Raw genomic sequence first — 17,095 nt, 5'->3', positions numbered from 1 at the left:
GTGCCGAACAGACAACCATTGTGTCAACAAATCTAACGTAACGGAAACCAAGCGGCGAAACACCCGCAGTTCGGAAAGGCCCCTGTCCGTCCCGAATCCACTTACCAAATCGGTACGAAACCATCGATCTCCTGAAGTACGGTATCGATTTCACTCAGGACATCCGGCGTCAATTCGAGATCGACAGCCTTGACGTTCTCTTCCACCTGCGACACACGACTGGCGCCGATGATAGCCGATGCGACATTCGACTGGCGCAACGTCCAGGCAATCGCCAGCTGCGACAAGTTGGCGTCGAGTTCTCGCGCGATATGTTCCAACTTCTTCACAGATGTCAGAACGTCGTCGCGAAGATAGCTGCGAATCCAATGGTTCGTGTTGTCGTTCGCCGCACGGCTGTCTTCTGGAATCGCGCTCCCTGGCTGATATTTGCCGGTGAGGATCCCCTGCGCAAGCGGTGAAAACACAACCTGGCCAACGCCAAACTGTTCGGACGTCGGAATCACGTCCTTCTCGATGTAGCGGACGAGCATGTTGTATATCGGTTGATTGGAGATGATCGGCCGCAAATTCCGTTTGTCTTCGATGGCCTTGGCCTGCGAAATTTGGGCAGCGGACCACTCGCTCACGCCAGCGTACAGAATCTTGCCCTGCCGGACGAGATCGTCGAGCGCAAACAAGGTCTCCTCCAACGACGTGGAAGCATCGAAACGATGGCACTGGTACAAGTCGATGTAGTCGACGCCGAGGCGCTTCAAACTCGCATCGCACTGTTCCATGATGTGTTTTCTCGATAGTCCCCGATCATTCGGCCCATCCCCCATCGGAAAATACACTTTCGTCGCGAGCACATAAGACGATCGTGGATATTTCCGCAGGGCTTCACCGACAAGCTTTTCCGCTTCGCCGCGGTTGTAGGCGTTCGCGGTATCAAAGAAATTGACACCCAAGCGATACGCTGTATCGATGCATTCGATTGCGGTGTCGCGTTCTGTGGCAGTTCCGTACGTCAACCAACTCCCAAGGCCAACCTCGCTGACCCGCAATCCACTGCGGCCGACATTGCGATACTTCATCTTTCGTTTCCTCCCATCAACCTGCTATGTAATCTGACGTTTCGCACCTATGATGTAGGTTGAAACAATTCGCGGACCTTTGAAGCATAACATCTAGGGTTGTTCGTTGACACGCATCGAAAAGCGACTATTCGTTTGACCCGTTTTCCAGTCGTGTGTTAGGTTAAACAAGAAAACGAGAGGAGCGCCCCATGATTAAGGCGATCATCTTCGACTTTGACGGTACCATCATCGATACGGAAACCGCGTGGTATATGGCGTTCAAAGAGGCTTACCGCGAACACGGCGTCGAGCTTCCGCTCGAACAGTATTCAGAGTGCATCGGCACCAGCCTGCACGCGTTCAATCCATACGAGTACCTGGTAACTGACTTGCATCTCCCCATCGATCTCGACGATTTTCGCGCTTCGGTCCACGCCCGGCATCGCCAGCTGATGGATCGGGAAGCTGTGCGTCCCGGCGTCATCAAGTGGCTGCAGTACGCGAAAGAACACCATCTGAGAATCGGACTGGCGACGAGTTCGAGACGCGCGTGGATCGATCCCTTCTTGGACGGCCTCGACATTCGCGATTACTTCGACTGCATCAAGACAGCCGACGACGTCGAGCACGTCAAACCGGATCCTGCCTTGTACGAGCAAGCTCTGCAATGTCTCGGCGTTCTTCCGAACGAGGCGATTGCGGTGGAAGATTCGCCGAACGGTTCCGAAGCTGCGCTGAGAGCAGGCGTCTATTGTCTCGTTGTGCCCAATCCAGTTACGAAACCACTTCACTTTGGACATGTCCATTGGAAAGTCGACTCGCTCGAAGACATCGATTTTGCCGAACTCCTTGCACAATACGCGTAAATCTGCGCCATGCACCGCAAACGACTGAGGCTCTCTGAAAAAGGCTGCCCCGCAGGGCAGCCTTTTTGGGCACATGATTGAACGCGCGTCGGGTTCTCTCCATCAACCGATCAGGTGACAGGTCGCTTTGTGATCGTCGTCAACGTGTTTCGCCACAGGCTTCTGTGTCCGACAGACGTCGGTTGCGAAAGGACACCTCGGGTGGAAGGTGCAGCCCGACGGCGGATTGAACGGCGATGGAATTTCTCCCTGGATATGTGTCATCTTCTGTCGCGAGGAAGGGTCCTCCGGTATCTTCAAAATCGACTGCAGCAGGACTTGTGTGTATGGGTGAGACGGATTCTTGAAAAGCTTCTCCGCAGGCGCTTGTTCAACCACTTCACCCAGGTACAAGACGGCGATCTCGTCGCTCAAATATTCGACAACCGCCAGGTTGTGCGCGATGAAGATATACGTGAGGTTCAAATCTCGCTGCAACTCTTGCAGAAGATGAATGACCTGCACCTGAATGGACACGTCCAGGGCCGAGACAGGTTCGTCACACACAATCAGCTTCGGATTCAACGACAACGCCCGGGCAATCCCAATACGCTGCAACTGTCCGCCTGACAGTTCGTGTGGAAACGCGTATTTGACGAAGGAAGGCAGACCTACCCGCTCCAACAACTCGTCCACGCGCTTACGACGAGACTGTTTCGTGCCAATCTTGTGGATTTCCATCGCGTCTTCAATCGCCCGGCCAATGGTCATGCGCGGGCTCATGCTCGCTTGCGGATCCTGGAAAATGATCTGCATCTCCTGGCGAAGCGGCCGCAACTGGCGATTCGGCAGATTCGTAATGTCCTTGCCGTTAAACGTGATGCGTCCCTCGTTCGCGTCGAGCAGCCGCAGAACCAGTCTCCCCAACGTGGATTTCCCCGATCCGCTCTCACCGACGAGGCCAAATGTCTTGCCGGCCTCAATTTCAAACGAAACATTGGAAACCGCGTGCAATTCTCTGCCTCGAACTCGGAACCGCTTCGATACATTTTCGACCTTTACGAGTGGATTAGTTGGCACGAGCAAGGACCTCCTCCGCGCGGTGACAAGCCACCAGGTGATTGGACTCGACAGATCTCAGCTTTGGCAGTTCCTCCCGGCAGCGGTCCGTCACGAACGGGCATCGGTCGGCGAACGAACAGCTCGTCGGAGGTTCCGTCAGCGTCGGCGCCATACCGGGGATGGGCTCCAGTTTACGACCACGCTGGCCAACTTCGATGATGGAGTTCTTCAGGCCAAGGGTGTACGGGTGAGCCGGATTCTGAATAAATGCGCTTGTATCGGCCATTTCCATGACCTGTCCCGCATATAGGACGACGATTTTATCGCAAAAGTTCGTCGCAACACCAAAATCGTGCGTGATGATTGCGACGCTCATGTTTTTCCGTTCTCGTTGGGACTGCAGCAATGCCAGTATTTGCATTTGGACTGTCACGTCAAGGGCGGTCGTCGGCTCGTCCGCAATCAACAATTGCGGTTCACACGCAAGTGCGATTGCAATCATGATTCTCTGCCGCATTCCGCCGGAAAACTCGTGAGGATAGTTCTTGAATCGCGCTTTCGGATCCGGAATCCCCATTTCGTGCAACAATTGTATGGTTCGGTCAAACGCCTCGCGATGACCTGCATAATGGTGCGTCAACATCGTTTCCATGATTTGATCGCCGATCGACATAACCGGATTCAAACTGGTCATCGGATCCTGAAAAATGACTCCGATTTCACGACCGCGAATGTCTTCCAGTTGTCTCGAAGACATCTTCAACAAATTTTTACCTTCAAATTGAACTACACCTGACTTGACCTTTCCGTTCTCGCGAATCAGTCCTAACGCGGACATCAACGTGACGGATTTCCCGGACCCGCTTTCCCCGACAATACCAAGGGCCTGGCCCGGATCAATTTGAAAACTCACGCCGTTGACCGCGTATACCTTATCTTCGCTCCGATCAAACTCGACACGAAGATCTTCAATAGACAAAATAGGTTCCGCCATGGTTTTACATGCCTCCCCTTGGATTGAATGCTTCCTGCAATCCGTCCGCAACGAACAAGAAAGCGAGCAGGGTTATTGCAAAGATGCTAGCAGGGAAGTACAACAGCCAAGGGAAGCCAAGGATATTCGAACTCGCGTTGGCCAACATGTTGCCGAAGGACGGCATCGGCGGATTCAAGCCCATTCCGACGATGGACAGTCCGGCCTGTGCGGTTAAATCGGCCGGAATGCCGAAAGCCAAGGACACGACCATGCTTCCGACGACGTTCGGGAACATATAGCGAGCCGCAATATGCGTTTGCGAAGCGCCCAATGCCCGAGCCGCTTCGACCATCTCGCCGTTTCGCATGCTAAGCACCAAGGACCGGATCAATCGCGCGTACCCCGCCCAACCAGGAACGCCAATCGCGAGAATCATCGGAAACAGACCCTTGCCAAGTAAGACCGATAGAATCAAGGCGAAGAAGAACGACGGCAAAGCGAACATGAAATCCACGCCGCGCATGATCAACATGTCGGCGATGCCTCCGGCCAAACCTGCCCAGAGCCCGAGGACAATTCCGATGATGAAGCTCACGCAGGTCGCCCCAAGCGCGATTTCCAACGCGTAACGAACGCTGTAAAGAATCTGCGTGAATTGGTCATATCCAACTTGGTCGGTGCCGAAGATGTGATGTGCCGACGGAGGAGCGTGCATTGCCAGAAAATCGGCGTCCGTGTAACTGTACGGCGCAATCCAAGGACCGATGATGCCAATGATAAAAAAGATAGCGACCCAAACCAATCCACCGACGGCAAAGTAGTTCTTTCGAAATCTTTTCCATGACTGATAGAATTGGGACCTGTTTTTCTTTACGGCGACCGGCCGTGTTTGTGATACCGCGATGGCCAAAGGGACTCCCCCTCCTTATCTCCTGAAACAACTGGACATGTTATTGTAACTTCACCCGCGGATCGATCCAGGCGTAGAACAAATCGACGATCAAGTTGGTAATCATCATAATGGCGCCGAGAATAAATACAGACGTGATTGCCATTGGAAAGTCAAAGTTCGGGAACGCGTTGCCGATAACCTTGCCAAGCCCAGGAATCGCAAAGATATTTTCGACCAGGACTGTGCCGACGACGGTGAACGCGAACTGCGGTCCAACGACGGTAATGAGGGCGGTCATCGAGTTTCGGACACCGTGTTTCAAAACGAGCGGCCAATACTTCACGCCTTTGCTCTTCGCAGTCCGGATAAAATCTTGGCGCATCGTTTCAATCAAGCTGCCGCGCATGTAACGGGCGACGACGCCAATCGGAGCGGCCGCAAGAGAAATCACAGGAAGCACCGCGTCAGAGAATGTGCCCCAACCAGTTACCGGAAGAATATTCTGCCAAAGGACACCGAAAATGAGGACGAAGATAACAGCAAGCACGAAGGACGGAATGGCTTGCCCGACCATCGAGAGCGTCGTGACCGTGTAATCAATCCACGTATTCCGTTTCAAGGCGGCGATCACGCCCATCGGAATGCCGATAACCACCGACAGCGCAGTAGATGAAAATGCCAATATGACGCTGATTGGCAACGCCGTCTTTAACTGAGACGTGATGGTCTGCGTCGGGTTTTGCATGGAGTTGCCGAAGTTAAACGTCAGCTCGTGCCAAACATACTGAAGGCATTGCCGCCACAGCGGAAGGTTCAGGCCATAGCGCTGCTGGAATTCCTCCATGACTTTCTGGTAGAGCACGGGGTTCTGCGCAGCAATCGGCGCTAAGGCCGAAGCGACCTGAGAGGTGCTCATAAAGCCGCCTGGAGACTCGTACATCATGATGTACGAAATCGCGATGACCGCCGCCAAAGTGAATACGATGGCAACGAAGCGCTTGGCGAAGAAACGCAACATAAACAAGGCTCCATCCTCCTTTGCCACGTGGGCACCCAAGAGCTGGGTGCCCACACACGTTTGAAATTCAGTCGTTGATGAGATGGACGACTTACTTCACAGACAGGTACTGGAATTGATAGAAGTTGCCCCATGCCCATGGGTTCGGCTGAACACCCGTCACGTTGGAGCGTTCCAGGTAATACGTTTCGTTGTAGAACAACGGAACCGCGTATCCTTGTTCATCCAACTGGGTCAACAACTCGCCAGCGTAAGGAGCGGCCTGCGCGTCGGTCTGCGAGTTCGCCATGTACGCTTGCCACATTCTCCAGTTCTCAACCTGTTTGCTTTCGTTCTTGTCCCACCAGACTTGAACATCCAGTGCGCCGGTATTGATGCCGCCGCGCGTAGAGGTTGCAGACTCAGGTGCGACGAATTCCCACGCCAGCACGTATGCCGCATGTTTCGCAGCAGCCGTCTTCGCCGTCTTCCACTGTTGAACAATGGAATTCCACTGTTGTTGATAGCTCTTGGCTCCTGGCGGATTGAGAATGTCATACCATTTTTTCGGAATCGTCTTTTCCCACTTGAGAATGTACGCGACGTCGCTCTGTTCCGCCTTTTGGAGTGCGGTCCAGTCGCTCCAGTTCACGCCTTCGCTCGACTTCGTGGGATCGCCGTACTTCTTGACCGATGCCGGATCATATGCATTGTTATACCAGGACAGGACCTGTTGAATTTGCTTTGGCGTAAATCCATAGTCGCCTGGGAAGTAGACACCTTGCGAACCACCCAAGTCGATCTCGGCGGGCTCGTTCCAGTTTGCGGAACTGACGCCGATATTGTAGCCCGGCTGGATGCCCGCCTTCGGTCCTTCATACGTCAGCCAGTTGTCGTCAGATTGATTCAACTGGATGATTTTGGACTGAATTCCCAAGTTCTCCTTCAACTCTTCAGACACAGCTTCCGCGGTCGGAATCGCCTGCGGCGTCACTGCGGGAACCACGGCATAGAGATAGAGCGGCGGCAAGCCCTTACCGTTTGGATAACCGGCCTGTGCCAGAAGTTTCTTCGCATCTGCAAGGTTTTCGGGAAGACCCTTTGTATCGTTCCAAGTCACCCAACCAGGATACGAGAACTTGGTCGTCACGCCGCCCATACCACTGAGAACGGATTGCACAATCGGCTTGCGCTCCAACGCCTCTGCGATGGCTTGTCGCACTTGCACCTTGTCATACGGCGACGAGACAGCCGAGTTGTCCCATTCGAGGTAGGTCATCGAGTTATCCGGTTGTTCATGAAGATTTTTGTCGAGATTATGTGTCTTGATATACTGCAAATCGGAAGATGAACCGACGAGAGCCGCGTCAATTTTTCCTGCCATATAGTCTTCGACAGCGACCGTCGTGCCCGGAACAATGTTGATGACTTGGGCGTTGCCTTCGTTTACTTCACCCGGAGCTCCGACGTACTTGGTGTTGCGGACCAACGTGAGCGTGCCGTTTGGTGTGAACGACTTCACAGTGAAAGGCGCGTCGCTGACCCATCCTTGCCCCATTGCCCAGTTCGGGTTCGCTTCAATCGCTTTCTGGTCGAGCGGCATTGCCGAGGAGACCGCTAATTCGCCGAGAATGGAGTGCGGTGTGGTGGTCGTAATCTGCAATTCGTACGGATTGACGACTTTGAGACCGACTTCGCTCGCCGGCACGCCGCCGGAGTGGTAGGCATAACCGTTCTTCACATAGTTCAACACGCCTGCCCAAAGCTGCGCTTGCGAGTTTTTCGGATCCAATTGGCGCATGAACGCGTAATAGAAGTCGTTGGCTGTGACCGGATCGCCGTTCGACCATTTTGCGTTGTGACGGAGGTAAATCGTCCAAGTCAGACCGTCCTTGGAAACCTTATAACCTGACGCAATCTTCGGAACCACTTGGTTCTTTTGGTTGTAACCATAGAGACCTTCCAAAATCGTGCCTTGGTCCACCAGGATTTGAGCCGCCCATGCGGATGGATCCAGCGACGAAATGCCCGGCGTGGATGGTGCCGTGATCGTGACTTCACCATTCCCTGCCGCTGCGGAAGCAACTGGGCTAAAACCTACCGCCAAACCGGCGACGGTCGTGCCGCTGGCAACCATGACTGCCAGAGGCGCCTTGAATGAAAACTTAGCCAACACGCTCACCCCTCGTAATTTTTCCTGTCTGCTAAGGGACAAAAAACGCATACACGACCCCCGTAGGAAACCGCTTTCATAAATTCATTCCCTTTTACGTTGTCGCTCGCGCGCGACCACGTCTGCACCACCCCCCTTACAGCTATCGCGTTCCCGCTTCCCATGGAGGTTTACTTGAGATGCAAGATCGTTCAGCTGTAGGCAGACTTCATGAGAGCGTTTCCAAACTTTAAATCAAAGATAAAATTGACATCAAGGTAAATCAATTGTCTAATTTCACATTCCTTGATGTTTTAAGTACACTTATTGTCATGGTTTGCTTGTGAAAACTTAGAAAGACCAGAAATAATATTAAAAGACTATAAAAATGTCATAATCAGGAACGTACACGGCCGACACAACCATTTTAGTTTGTTGGTCGGCCAATTATTAAATGAAATGTGAAGCGACAAATACGGCTGGCGAATTCCAATAGATTGCGATCTCATTCGTCGAATAGCTGTCTTGGTGGTCCAAGAAACATTTCGCAGGCGGTCGTCCGCCCAACTCCGCTTTCGCGATGGCATCCTGCAACCCCTTGTTGGGCCCACCCGACACCATCCCGGGCACAGGCTGTTCCACCCCATCTCCTATCGACGGACGATGGTGGGGATGCATCAGCGGTTTCGTTCCAAATCCCGTCACATAGCACTGATTCAACGGATTACAGCCTGCAAGATAGTGTAGAGATTGGGCTGCGACATCAACAAATGCCGGGTTGGAGTCAAGCCGATAGGCAATCAACAACTGCATCGCCTGATTGCAGAGCACCATGGTGCTGCCCCAAATGTAGTCTTCCACGGTCAGCGTAACCTGGTAGCCGTCCGTTCGGGACCGCTCGGCCAGGTCCTCCGCTTCCGACAACCAGCGCGCCCGCAGCCGAGCTTGCGTATTCCGATCCACCGCCTCGGCGGTCGTCATCAGATACGCGATGGTTCCATAGCCCGCGACATTGGCCCAGCCCAAGGAAGCTGGCGGCAATCCTTTCTCCGCTAAAAGGTTGAGAAACACCTCTTGGTATGGGTTGTCGCCAGTGGTTCGAAACATTTCGGCGCTCGCCCAGTACAACTCGTCCCAACACTGTCTGTCGCCGTACTCCCCGGTGAAGACGTCCGGCGGGTTGTGAAACTGCGTTTCCGGATGGCTGCAGAGCCACGTCCAGGCTCGGTTCGCGGCGGCAAGGCAAGTCGCGGCAAAGTCGTGATCGACAGGTTCATAGACGCGTGCCGCCATCGCCATCGATGCCACAAAGGTGCCTGTCGCGGTATAGGAAATGGGCGAAAAGACGAGAGGCGCATCGTCTTCCTCCGGCATGACCGCCAGACCCGGGAAACGATGTGTCGTCAACTTGTGAAAGACGCCGCCGTTGACAGGGTCCTGCATCCGCAGCATCCATTCGAGTTCATATCGCACTTCGTTGAGCACATCGGGAATGCCGTTTCCCGACTCAGGAATGTGAAGAGGCGTCTGAAAGGCGTTCGGGTAGAATTCGTAAGCGAGCAGCAGGTCCGCAATCGCTTTCGCTCCAGGGACGACGTATTTACCGTAGTCTCCTGCATCGTGCCACCCGCCGTGCGAAGGGAGTGATCGCGCTGGTTCGCCATGAACCAAGCCGTGATTCAGATGACAAGCTTTGTGCGCCCATGGCCCGGCGAACTCCGGCTCTAGATCCATGCCGCAGCGCTGGTAGTAGAAACACTTTTGAAGTGCCAGATGCAAATCGTGAAAGACAGATCTGGAAATGGAGAAAGACGCTGACTGGCCGAGACCCGGCACACGAACCACGTAGGTGCCGTCTTCGCGAAGCGCACTGAAGTCGCCTCGGAACACCAACTCGCCGGAAGGGGTGTCGTTCGTGGCGTGATCGAGTTCTCCTGTGAAGACGACTTGTCCCGTCAGCGTCGCCACCTCAAAGGAACCGCCTTGATTGGTCACAAAGCAATATTTACGATCACCAGGCCGATACCCTAGTTGATCGATATGAATCCATTCATGCATACGAGTTCCTCTTTCTGCAAGCCGTAGCCCGCCATTGGATTATCCCGCAGTTCACACGCACTAGTAACGATACCACGGTCTATTGTATACCAAAAGAGAAACCGGATACATGTCAAAATATTCGCTATCCAATCGCAACCATTCGATCCAACGCCTGCCTCGCTTTCATCGCAGTGTCTTCAGGGACTGTGATGACCGTCTTGAGGTTGACGAGCGCATCCAGCACTTTCGGAAGTGTGATCATCTTCATGAACGGACAGACGGCCTTGCGGTTGGCAGGTATAAAACGTTTCTCTGGGTTCTGGCGCTCCATTTGATGAATGATGCCAACCTCCGTCGCCACGACAAACTCTTTCGCGGGACTTTCCTTGGCATGCTTCAACATGCCGCTGGTCGACAGCACATGTGTGTTGTCCTTCGGCAGCAGCCCTTCGGCAAGCAAATACATGCTGGAGGTCGAACAACCGCACTCAGGATGGACCAACAGCTGCGCATTCGGATAGGTCTTCATCACATCGTCGACGTCCGTCGGCGCAATACCGGCGTGGACGTGGCACTCTCCCATCCAAATGTGCAGATTTTCTCGGCCTGTCATCCGCTTGACGTAGGAGCCTAGAAACATGTCCGGACAAAATAGAATCTCTTGATCTTCAGGGATGGATTGCACAATTTGAACAGCGTTCGCCGACGTGCAGCAGTAGTCGCTTTCCGCTTTGACCTCTGCCGACGTATTGACGTAGGAGACGACGATCGCGCCCGGATGCTCCGCTTTCCACGCGCGCAGTTGATCCACCGTGATGGAGTCCGCCAACGAACAGCCCGCTTCGCTGTCCGGCAACAGCACGGTCTTCCTGGGATTGAGAATGGCAGCCGTTTCCGCCATGAAGTGAACGCCGCACAGCACGATGACATCGGCGTCCGTATCGACGGCGGCCCGCGCCAAAGCCAACGAATCGCCGAGGATGTCGGCAATGTCCTGAACTTCCGGCCGTTCGTAGTTGTGGGCCAAAATCAACGCGTTTCGATCCCGCTTCCACCTCATAATCTCTTCGACGATCGCAGTATCCTGTGCCGCGATGGACATCTTCATCTCTCCCTCTGCATGTGGTTCAATCGCGCACCTCGGCGCGCAACCCGAAATCGATTCCGCTTCACGCGGACGTGTACGCAAGCTTTTGACTTGACACCCGTGTATCCCTGAGCCAAGCCGCTGACTCCTGTGGAAAATCGACACGGAAATGGGCTCCGCGACTCTCTTCGCGCTCCAGCGCACATTTCGCCATCCATCGAGCCACCAACACTTCGCCCGACTGCGGGTAGGTGTCGCGAAGTTGATCCAATGCGCCCAAGGCAGCCTGCAACCCGCTGCCCTCGCGTTCGATCCCGACATGCCGCCACAACAGATCCTGCACTCGAGCCAGCACGTCGCAATCGCGCTCGGGCGACAAAACGTCACAGATGTCGTCCGGCAGTTCCAGGCGGGACACACCGGGCGCTGCGGCGAGATCGGCGACCGCCTCGAACGCCATCACGATACACTCCAAGAGCGAGTTGCTCGCCAGCCGATTGGCGCCATGTACGCCCGTGTGGGCGACTTCCCCCACCGCGTACAACCCAGGAACGCTGGTGCGGCCGCGCAGGTCCGTGTGGACGCCGCCCATGAGGAAATGTGCGGCGGGTGTGACGGGAATTGGCGACGTGATCGGATCAAAACCAATGTCAGCGAGGCCTGACGCAATCGTCGGGAATTTCTCGCGAACGTTGGGGATGCCCGTCATGTCGAGAAAAACCGGGCCGTGCAGGCGCTGGTGGCGGAAGATGGCGCGGGCGACGATGTCGCGTGTCTGCAGATCGCCAGCGGGCTGCTGCATGATAGGTTTGTAATTTGAATCGACAAGCCGCGCCCCCGCCCCTCGGACCGCTTCCGAAATCAACAGCGGCTTTGACGCGGGAACGTTCAGAATGGTTGGGTGAAACTGCACAAATTCCAAGTTCCGCAACTCGGCGCCGGCGCAATACGCCAAAGCCAAACCGTCTCCGGTCGCGCCCTCTGGATTGGACGTATACGGGTAGAGTCCGCCGATACCCCCTGTCGCCAGAACGACGCCTTTGCGGGCCAGCCACAGAGATCGCGATGGCGAAGCGCGATTCGGCAGGCCTTCAACCATCTGCGCCCCGAGCGCCCCGACGACGCGGCCATGGACATCTTGCACCAAGGAGGTCACCGCGACATTCGGATACACGGCCAAATTGCCGACCTCCGACAGCCGGGCCGACAGCCGTTCCATCACCCTGCGCCCCGTCGCGTCGCCTCCTGCGTGGACGATCCGGCGATGGCTGTGCCCACCCTCCAGACCGGTGCTGAGGTTGCCTGCAGCGTCGCGATCGAACGCGACCCCAAGCTCCAGCAGCCACGAGATGGCCGCGGCCGATCGCGACGTCAGCAACCGCACAGCGGCGGGATGGCACAAACCAGCACCGGCCGCAAGTGTGTCTGCCTCGTGTGCGAGCGGAGGATCGAGCGGATCGACGCGAGCGGCAATGCCACCCTGCGCCCAGTAGGAATTGGTCGACGCCGCGCCGCCTTTGGCGAGCACCGCTACGTCCCCGTGGCGACAAAGGCCATATGCGACTGTCGATCCAGCCAAGCCTAGGCCGATAACCACGTAATCGACGTACTCCGTCTTCATGTGGCAAGCTCCTCTCGTATGGGAAGGTCGGCGGCTCAGCGCACCGGTTCCAAATCCAAACCGACATCGACACTTGTCGCCGAATGTGTCAAAGCGCCCATGGAAATGTAATTGACCCCAGTCTCCGCAACCTCGCGCAGACGACCGAGGGTCATGTTGCCTGAGGCTTCGAGCGGCACGCGTCCAGCGGCGATCCGGACGGCCTCCCGCAATGTCTCGGTGTCCATGTTGTCGAGCAGAATCATATCGGCTCCGCTTTCCAGCGCGATTTCCAGCTGCTCCAAAGTATCTACCTCAACCTCAATCTTCTGCGACAGCGCCGCGTGTTGGCGCGCGCGCCGAACAGCTTCCCGAATGTCGCCCGCCATCGCGATGTGGTTGTCCTTGATGAGCACCATGTCGTCCAGACCATAGCGATGGTTGCGCCCCCCGCCAACCTTCACCGCATATTTTTCGATACTGCGCCATCCCGGCGTCGTTTTGCGCGTATCCAACAGTGCCGCACCGGTGCCGTCGAGCAATCGAACGGCTTCTCTCGTCCTGGTCGCGATCCCGGTGAGTCTTGCGAGAAAATTGAGCGCCGTCCGTTCCGCGCTCAAAATCGATTGGGCCTTGCCTGTGACGACACAGACAGCGGCCCGTCCCTCCACCTCGTCGCCGTCGTTCGCAAGCATCGTCACGTCGAGACCTGGATCCACGTCCTCAAAGACGCGTTGCACGATGGGCAAGCCCGCGATCCGGCTCGATTCCTTGATCAATACGATCGCTTTGGCGATTGCCGAGCCGTCGATGATGGATTCGGTCGTACAATCTCCCCGGCCAAGATCTTCGGTCAGAGCGAGTTGAATCAGTGCCTTCGTATGTGTATCGATGAACAGGGTAACCACCTCGGTTCACGTGCCATGACAAACCAATCTTCTTATTCTTCATCTTCCAGATGTATATACAGTAGCATACACATTTTTGATTTGCACTGTCTAATCATGTGTCCGAAAAGGGTGTGTGTCGGAGAGCATTGCATTCGTTCCGCAGTAAGGCTACAATCAGAACATACGTTCGCATCTTGGGGATGAGGATTCCTGTGAAAGGACGATGGACATGCGCGTGCCGCCAAGGTTTGTGCCGTTGGAAGCAAAGCAGATGTTGAATCGGGTTGCGTCGAAGCACATGCCGTTCAATTGGTCACTGAATCCATATCGAGGGTGTACACACGGGTGCAGTTTCTGTTATGCGCGGTCTACGCATCAATTTATGGGGCTGGCGGCGGATGACTCGTTTCGGAGTCAAATTTTCGTCAAACAGGACGCTGCGGAAGTCCTGCGGAGGCAGCTCGACAGGCGATTGAAACACCATCGGGGAGATCTGCAGTCGCTCATCGACGAGATTGGGTGGATTGCCATTGGAACGGCCACAGACCCTTACCAATCGGTCGAAGCCAAGCTGCGTGTCACGCGTGGGTGTCTCGAAGTGTTGCGAGAATACCACATTCCGGTTTCCATCACGACGAGATCGCCCTTGATCTTGCGCGATCTCGATATTTTGCGAGACATGAATCTTCACTCCATCAACATTAGCATTCACACGCTGGACAAAGCTGTTTGGCGCGCCTTCGAGCCAGCTACACCTTCGCCGATGAGCCGACTTCGTCTGGTATCCGCCTTGCGCGACGACGGACTGTCGGCAACCGTCTTTGTGGCGCCGATTCTGCCGTTTATTACAGATGCGTCGGAGCATCTGGAAGAGGTCCTGCGACAGGCGCAAGAACACGGCGCGCAATCGGTGATGCTCTCCGTGCTGCGATTGGCTCCCGAGATTAAGCCGTGGTTCATGGCTGCAATTCGACGCGACTTCCCGGAACTGGTTGCGCGATACACCCAATTGTATCAGACCGCCTACGCCCCCAGGCAATACGTCGACATGGTGATGCGCCGCGCTCAACCACACCTGCATCGATACGGATTTGATCCGAAGCCGCATCGACCGAGCGACGGCGAATTGCGGTCCAAGAGCCGTATGGATTCCGGTCATTTGCCGAACGACGCGCAGGCGAAACAGTTGGAAAGAATCCGTCCGACCCAATTGACCTTGCCAATTTAGGCCGGGTCCGGCTGGATGCGGTTGAGTTCAGTTGAATTCGGTCACATCCCGACATACCGTGCGTACAACATGCGCGCCACTGCCGGCTCACTTGTACCGTGCACGAGTGCTCGTCCATCTTGAAAGAGGGTCAACGTCGCTCCGTCGAGCTCGCAGCGCAGGATGTGCCCATTGAAGTTGACCTTGCCGAATGCAGCAAGCCTTCGAGCGAACGCCTCCATGTCAATCGCGACTGGGTGGTCCGGACGGACCTGTACGGTTGCACGTCCGCACAACGATACCGCCATCGCGCCAGATTTCGCGTCGAGCGCGCGATACTGGTGGTGCTTGCAGCATGGGCAATCCTCTCGCGGCTGTCCCAGCTCGGTATGATAGTAGTCATTCGCCCAAACGTCCAAATGCGTGGCACGATTCGCAATTCTTGCTTCGTTTCCGGTCAGGTATTTGAGCACATCTGCGGTTTGCAAAGACGCTATCATAGACACCACGGGGCTAATCACGCCCACCGTGTCACAGGTGTCGTGCCCAGGCATCGACGCGTCGGAACCAAATAGACAAACGAAGCAGGGCGTCTGTTCAGGCCGAAAGAACGCCGTAACACCGTGCGACGACACGGCGCCTCCGTAGGACCAAGGGATGCCGTGTTTCACGGAGATGTCGTTCATCAAGTAACGAACCTGAAAATTGTCGGTGCCGTCGACAATGACGTCGACATCGGAGAGAAGCCATTCCGCGTTCGTCGCATGCAGGTCGTCCACAATCGGCTCAATCACGACCTCCGAATTTGCTTCACGCAGAATTTGCGCAGCCGCTTCCGCCTTCGGCCTGTGCTGCAAGGCGTCAGCTTCCAGGTACAGAGACTGGCGCTGCAAATTGGATTCTTCCACGACGTCTCGGTCTATCAATCGAACATACCCAACGCCGGCGCGCACCAAATGAGACGCCGAAACGGTACCAAGAGCGCCCATCCCGACAATGGCCACTCTGGATTGCGCCAACTTCGATTGGCCCTCACGCCCAATCGGCCGAAACAAGATTTGCCGAGAGTATCTATCTCTCTCCATAGGCACCCCTTCCACCAGCATCGCGATAAGCGCAAAAGGGCGCCATTCCGTTGCAGAATGGCCGCCCTTCCAAACTCCCAGCCCAGGATTTCATCCGCAGCAGCGTAATAGCGACGCTGTTACTTGGATAACGTCTCCGTCAAAACCGGAACGATCTGCTTTTTCCGCGAAACAACGCCCTTCAAAACAGCGCGATTGTCGCTCAAAGTCACACCGTAAGCCGTTTCCACAGCGTGAGCGGCTTTGCCGAGCGCAATGCCGACCGAGTCGTTGTTCAAGATGTCGGTGACCACGAAGAAGAACAAATCGAGGCCCTTCTCGGCGATCACTCGATTCAGCGCGGCTTCGACTTCAGCCTGACGAGACAACACGTCGTTGACGTCGACGGCGTTCACCTGCGCAATCTCAACCTTGTGGCTTCCCATTTGGAACTCTTTCGCGTCAAGCGAAATGAGCTCGGCCACGGTCTTCTGACTCAAGTCCGCGCCTGCCTTCAGCATTTGCAGCCCATATTCGTCGATGTTGACCCCCGCTTTGGCGGCCAGTTCGTGTGCGGCGTCAACATCCTGCTGCGTGCAGGTCGGCGATTTGAGCAGCAGCGTGTCCGATACGATAGCCGACAGCATGAGCCCGGCTATCTCCTTGCTGACCTCAACTTGATGTTCCTTGTACAACTTGTTGAGAATGGTCGCGGTGCAGCCAACCGGCTCCGCGCGATAGTAGAGCGGGTTCGCCGTCTCGAAGTTGGCGATCCGGTGGTGGTCAATCACTTCCGTCACTTCGACTTGATCGATATCCGAAGCGCTCTGTTGACGCTCGTTGTGATCGACCAAAATCACTTGGTCAGCTTCGTTCGCCACGGTTTCAACGAGGCGCGGAGCGGCTACGCCAAAGTGATCCAGCACAAATTGCGTCTCCGGATTGATGCTGCCGAGACGGACGGCTTCCACGGAACCGCCGAGCTGATTCTTCAAGTTCGCGTAGACAATCGCCGAAGTGATAGCGTCGGTATCCGGATTCTTGTGGCCAAACACGAGTGTTTTTCCCATTTGTGTTTACTCCTCTTTTATGTATTGCAAACTACACACAGTATAGCAGGTTCATTGCCAAACGACACAACTTATTCCGACAACTCCATAATACAATACTCGGATATCGAATGCGAACGGCTTTGCGTCGCGCTGTGTGGTACAATTTGCACAGA

At 55.3% G+C, this 17,095-nt stretch carries 14 protein-coding genes; 2 read left to right on the top strand and 12 right to left on the bottom strand.

What is annotated here, in order from left to right; genetic code table 11:
• Positions 1-101: 101 nt before the first annotated feature.
• Positions 102-1,076, bottom strand: a complete 975-nt coding sequence (locus AAC01S_RS05735; protein WP_067620216.1) for an aldo/keto reductase family protein — start codon at positions 1,074-1,076, stop codon at positions 102-104.
• Positions 1,077-1,267: 191 nt separating this feature from the next.
• On the opposite strand from AAC01S_RS05735, the gene AAC01S_RS05730 reads away from it, so the two are divergent.
• Positions 1,268-1,924, top strand: a complete 657-nt coding sequence (locus AAC01S_RS05730) for an HAD family hydrolase (protein WP_067620213.1) — start codon at positions 1,268-1,270, stop codon at positions 1,922-1,924.
• 102 nt (positions 1,925-2,026) lie between these two features.
• Here AAC01S_RS05730 and AAC01S_RS05725 read toward each other — a convergent pair whose 3' ends face one another.
• From AAC01S_RS05725 to nadC, 9 genes are all read right to left on the bottom strand, one after another.
• Positions 2,027-2,983, bottom strand: coding sequence for an ABC transporter ATP-binding protein (locus AAC01S_RS05725; protein ID WP_067620210.1), 957 nt, complete (start codon positions 2,981-2,983; stop codon positions 2,027-2,029).
• Positions 2,973-3,959, bottom strand: coding sequence for an ABC transporter ATP-binding protein (locus AAC01S_RS05720; RefSeq protein WP_067620207.1), 987 nt, complete (start codon positions 3,957-3,959; stop codon positions 2,973-2,975). The genes AAC01S_RS05725 and AAC01S_RS05720 overlap by 11 nt, the downstream gene beginning before the upstream one ends.
• 4 nt (positions 3,960-3,963) lie before the next feature.
• Entirely contained in the window at positions 3,964-4,851 is an 888-nt protein-coding gene (locus AAC01S_RS05715; RefSeq protein WP_067620204.1) for an ABC transporter permease, read from the bottom strand.
• Between the two features lie 40 nt (positions 4,852-4,891).
• Positions 4,892-5,851, bottom strand: a complete 960-nt coding sequence (locus AAC01S_RS05710) for an ABC transporter permease (RefSeq protein WP_245630096.1) — start codon at positions 5,849-5,851, stop codon at positions 4,892-4,894.
• A 91-nt stretch (positions 5,852-5,942) separates the two neighbouring features.
• Positions 5,943-8,006 (bottom strand): peptide ABC transporter substrate-binding protein, encoded by a 2,064-nt coding sequence (locus AAC01S_RS05705; RefSeq protein ID WP_306307169.1) that lies wholly within the window; start codon positions 8,004-8,006, stop codon positions 5,943-5,945.
• A 426-nt stretch (positions 8,007-8,432) separates the two neighbouring features.
• Positions 8,433-10,040 (bottom strand): glycoside hydrolase family 9 protein, encoded by a 1,608-nt coding sequence (locus tag AAC01S_RS05700; protein ID WP_067620195.1) that lies wholly within the window; start codon positions 10,038-10,040, stop codon positions 8,433-8,435.
• 124 nt (positions 10,041-10,164) lie between these two features.
• Positions 10,165-11,124 carry a quinolinate synthase NadA gene (gene nadA / locus AAC01S_RS05695; RefSeq protein ID WP_067620192.1) on the bottom strand — a complete coding sequence of 320 codons (960 nt, stop codon included), beginning with the start codon at positions 11,122-11,124 and terminating at the stop codon, positions 10,165-10,167.
• A gap of 67 nt (positions 11,125-11,191) precedes the next feature.
• Positions 11,192-12,730, bottom strand: a complete 1,539-nt coding sequence (gene nadB / locus AAC01S_RS05690) for an L-aspartate oxidase (RefSeq protein WP_067620189.1) — start codon at positions 12,728-12,730, stop codon at positions 11,192-11,194.
• A 35-nt stretch (positions 12,731-12,765) separates the two neighbouring features.
• Positions 12,766-13,608 (bottom strand): carboxylating nicotinate-nucleotide diphosphorylase, encoded by an 843-nt coding sequence (nadC, locus tag AAC01S_RS05685; protein WP_067620312.1) that lies wholly within the window; start codon positions 13,606-13,608, stop codon positions 12,766-12,768.
• Between the two features lie 220 nt (positions 13,609-13,828).
• Between nadC and AAC01S_RS05680 the strand changes: the two genes are divergently transcribed.
• Positions 13,829-14,827: an SPL family radical SAM protein gene (locus AAC01S_RS05680; protein ID WP_169794014.1), complete on the top strand. Its 999-nt coding sequence runs from the start codon at positions 13,829-13,831 to the stop codon at positions 14,825-14,827.
• A gap of 41 nt (positions 14,828-14,868) precedes the next feature.
• Here AAC01S_RS05680 and AAC01S_RS05675 read toward each other — a convergent pair whose 3' ends face one another.
• Entirely contained in the window at positions 14,869-15,891 is a 1,023-nt protein-coding gene (locus AAC01S_RS05675; RefSeq protein WP_067620186.1) for a ThiF family adenylyltransferase, read from the bottom strand.
• 119 nt (positions 15,892-16,010) lie between these two features.
• Positions 16,011-16,940 (bottom strand): manganese-dependent inorganic pyrophosphatase, encoded by a 930-nt coding sequence (locus tag AAC01S_RS05670; RefSeq protein ID WP_067620183.1) that lies wholly within the window; start codon positions 16,938-16,940, stop codon positions 16,011-16,013.
• Between the last annotated feature and the right edge of the window lie 155 nt (positions 16,941-17,095).

It is taken from the genome of Alicyclobacillus acidiphilus NBRC 100859 (assembly GCF_001544355.1).
Classification (GTDB): domain Bacteria; phylum Bacillota; class Bacilli; order Alicyclobacillales; family Alicyclobacillaceae; genus Alicyclobacillus; species Alicyclobacillus acidiphilus.
The sequence above is the reverse complement of the archived record's forward strand: the minus strand, read 5'-3'. Positions and strand labels throughout refer to the sequence as shown.

Bases quoted from the DNA above. Each gene is read 5' to 3' on its own strand.
- AAC01S_RS05735 (WP_067620216.1), bottom strand. From the start codon at position 1,076: ATGAAGTATCGCAATGTCGGCCGCAGTGGATTGCGGGTCAGCGAGGTT.
- AAC01S_RS05730 (WP_067620213.1), top strand. From the start codon at position 1,268: ATGATTAAGGCGATCATCTTCGACTTTGACGGTACCATCATCGATACG.
- AAC01S_RS05720 (WP_067620207.1), bottom strand. From the start codon at position 3,959: ATGGCGGAACCTATTTTGTCTATTGAAGATCTTCGTGTCGAGTTTGAT.
- AAC01S_RS05710 (WP_245630096.1), bottom strand. From the start codon at position 5,851: ATGTTGCGTTTCTTCGCCAAGCGCTTCGTTGCCATCGTATTCACTTTG.
- AAC01S_RS05700 (WP_067620195.1), bottom strand. From the start codon at position 10,040: ATGCATGAATGGATTCATATCGATCAACTAGGGTATCGGCCTGGTGAT.
- nadA (WP_067620192.1), bottom strand. From the start codon at position 11,124: ATGTCCATCGCGGCACAGGATACTGCGATCGTCGAAGAGATTATGAGG.
- nadB (WP_067620189.1), bottom strand. From the start codon at position 12,730: ATGAAGACGGAGTACGTCGATTACGTGGTTATCGGCCTAGGCTTGGCT.
- AAC01S_RS05680 (WP_169794014.1), top strand. From the start codon at position 13,829: ATGCGCGTGCCGCCAAGGTTTGTGCCGTTGGAAGCAAAGCAGATGTTG.
- AAC01S_RS05675 (WP_067620186.1), bottom strand. From the start codon at position 15,891: ATGGAGAGAGATAGATACTCTCGGCAAATCTTGTTTCGGCCGATTGGG.
- AAC01S_RS05670 (WP_067620183.1), bottom strand. From the start codon at position 16,940: ATGGGAAAAACACTCGTGTTTGGCCACAAGAATCCGGATACCGACGCT.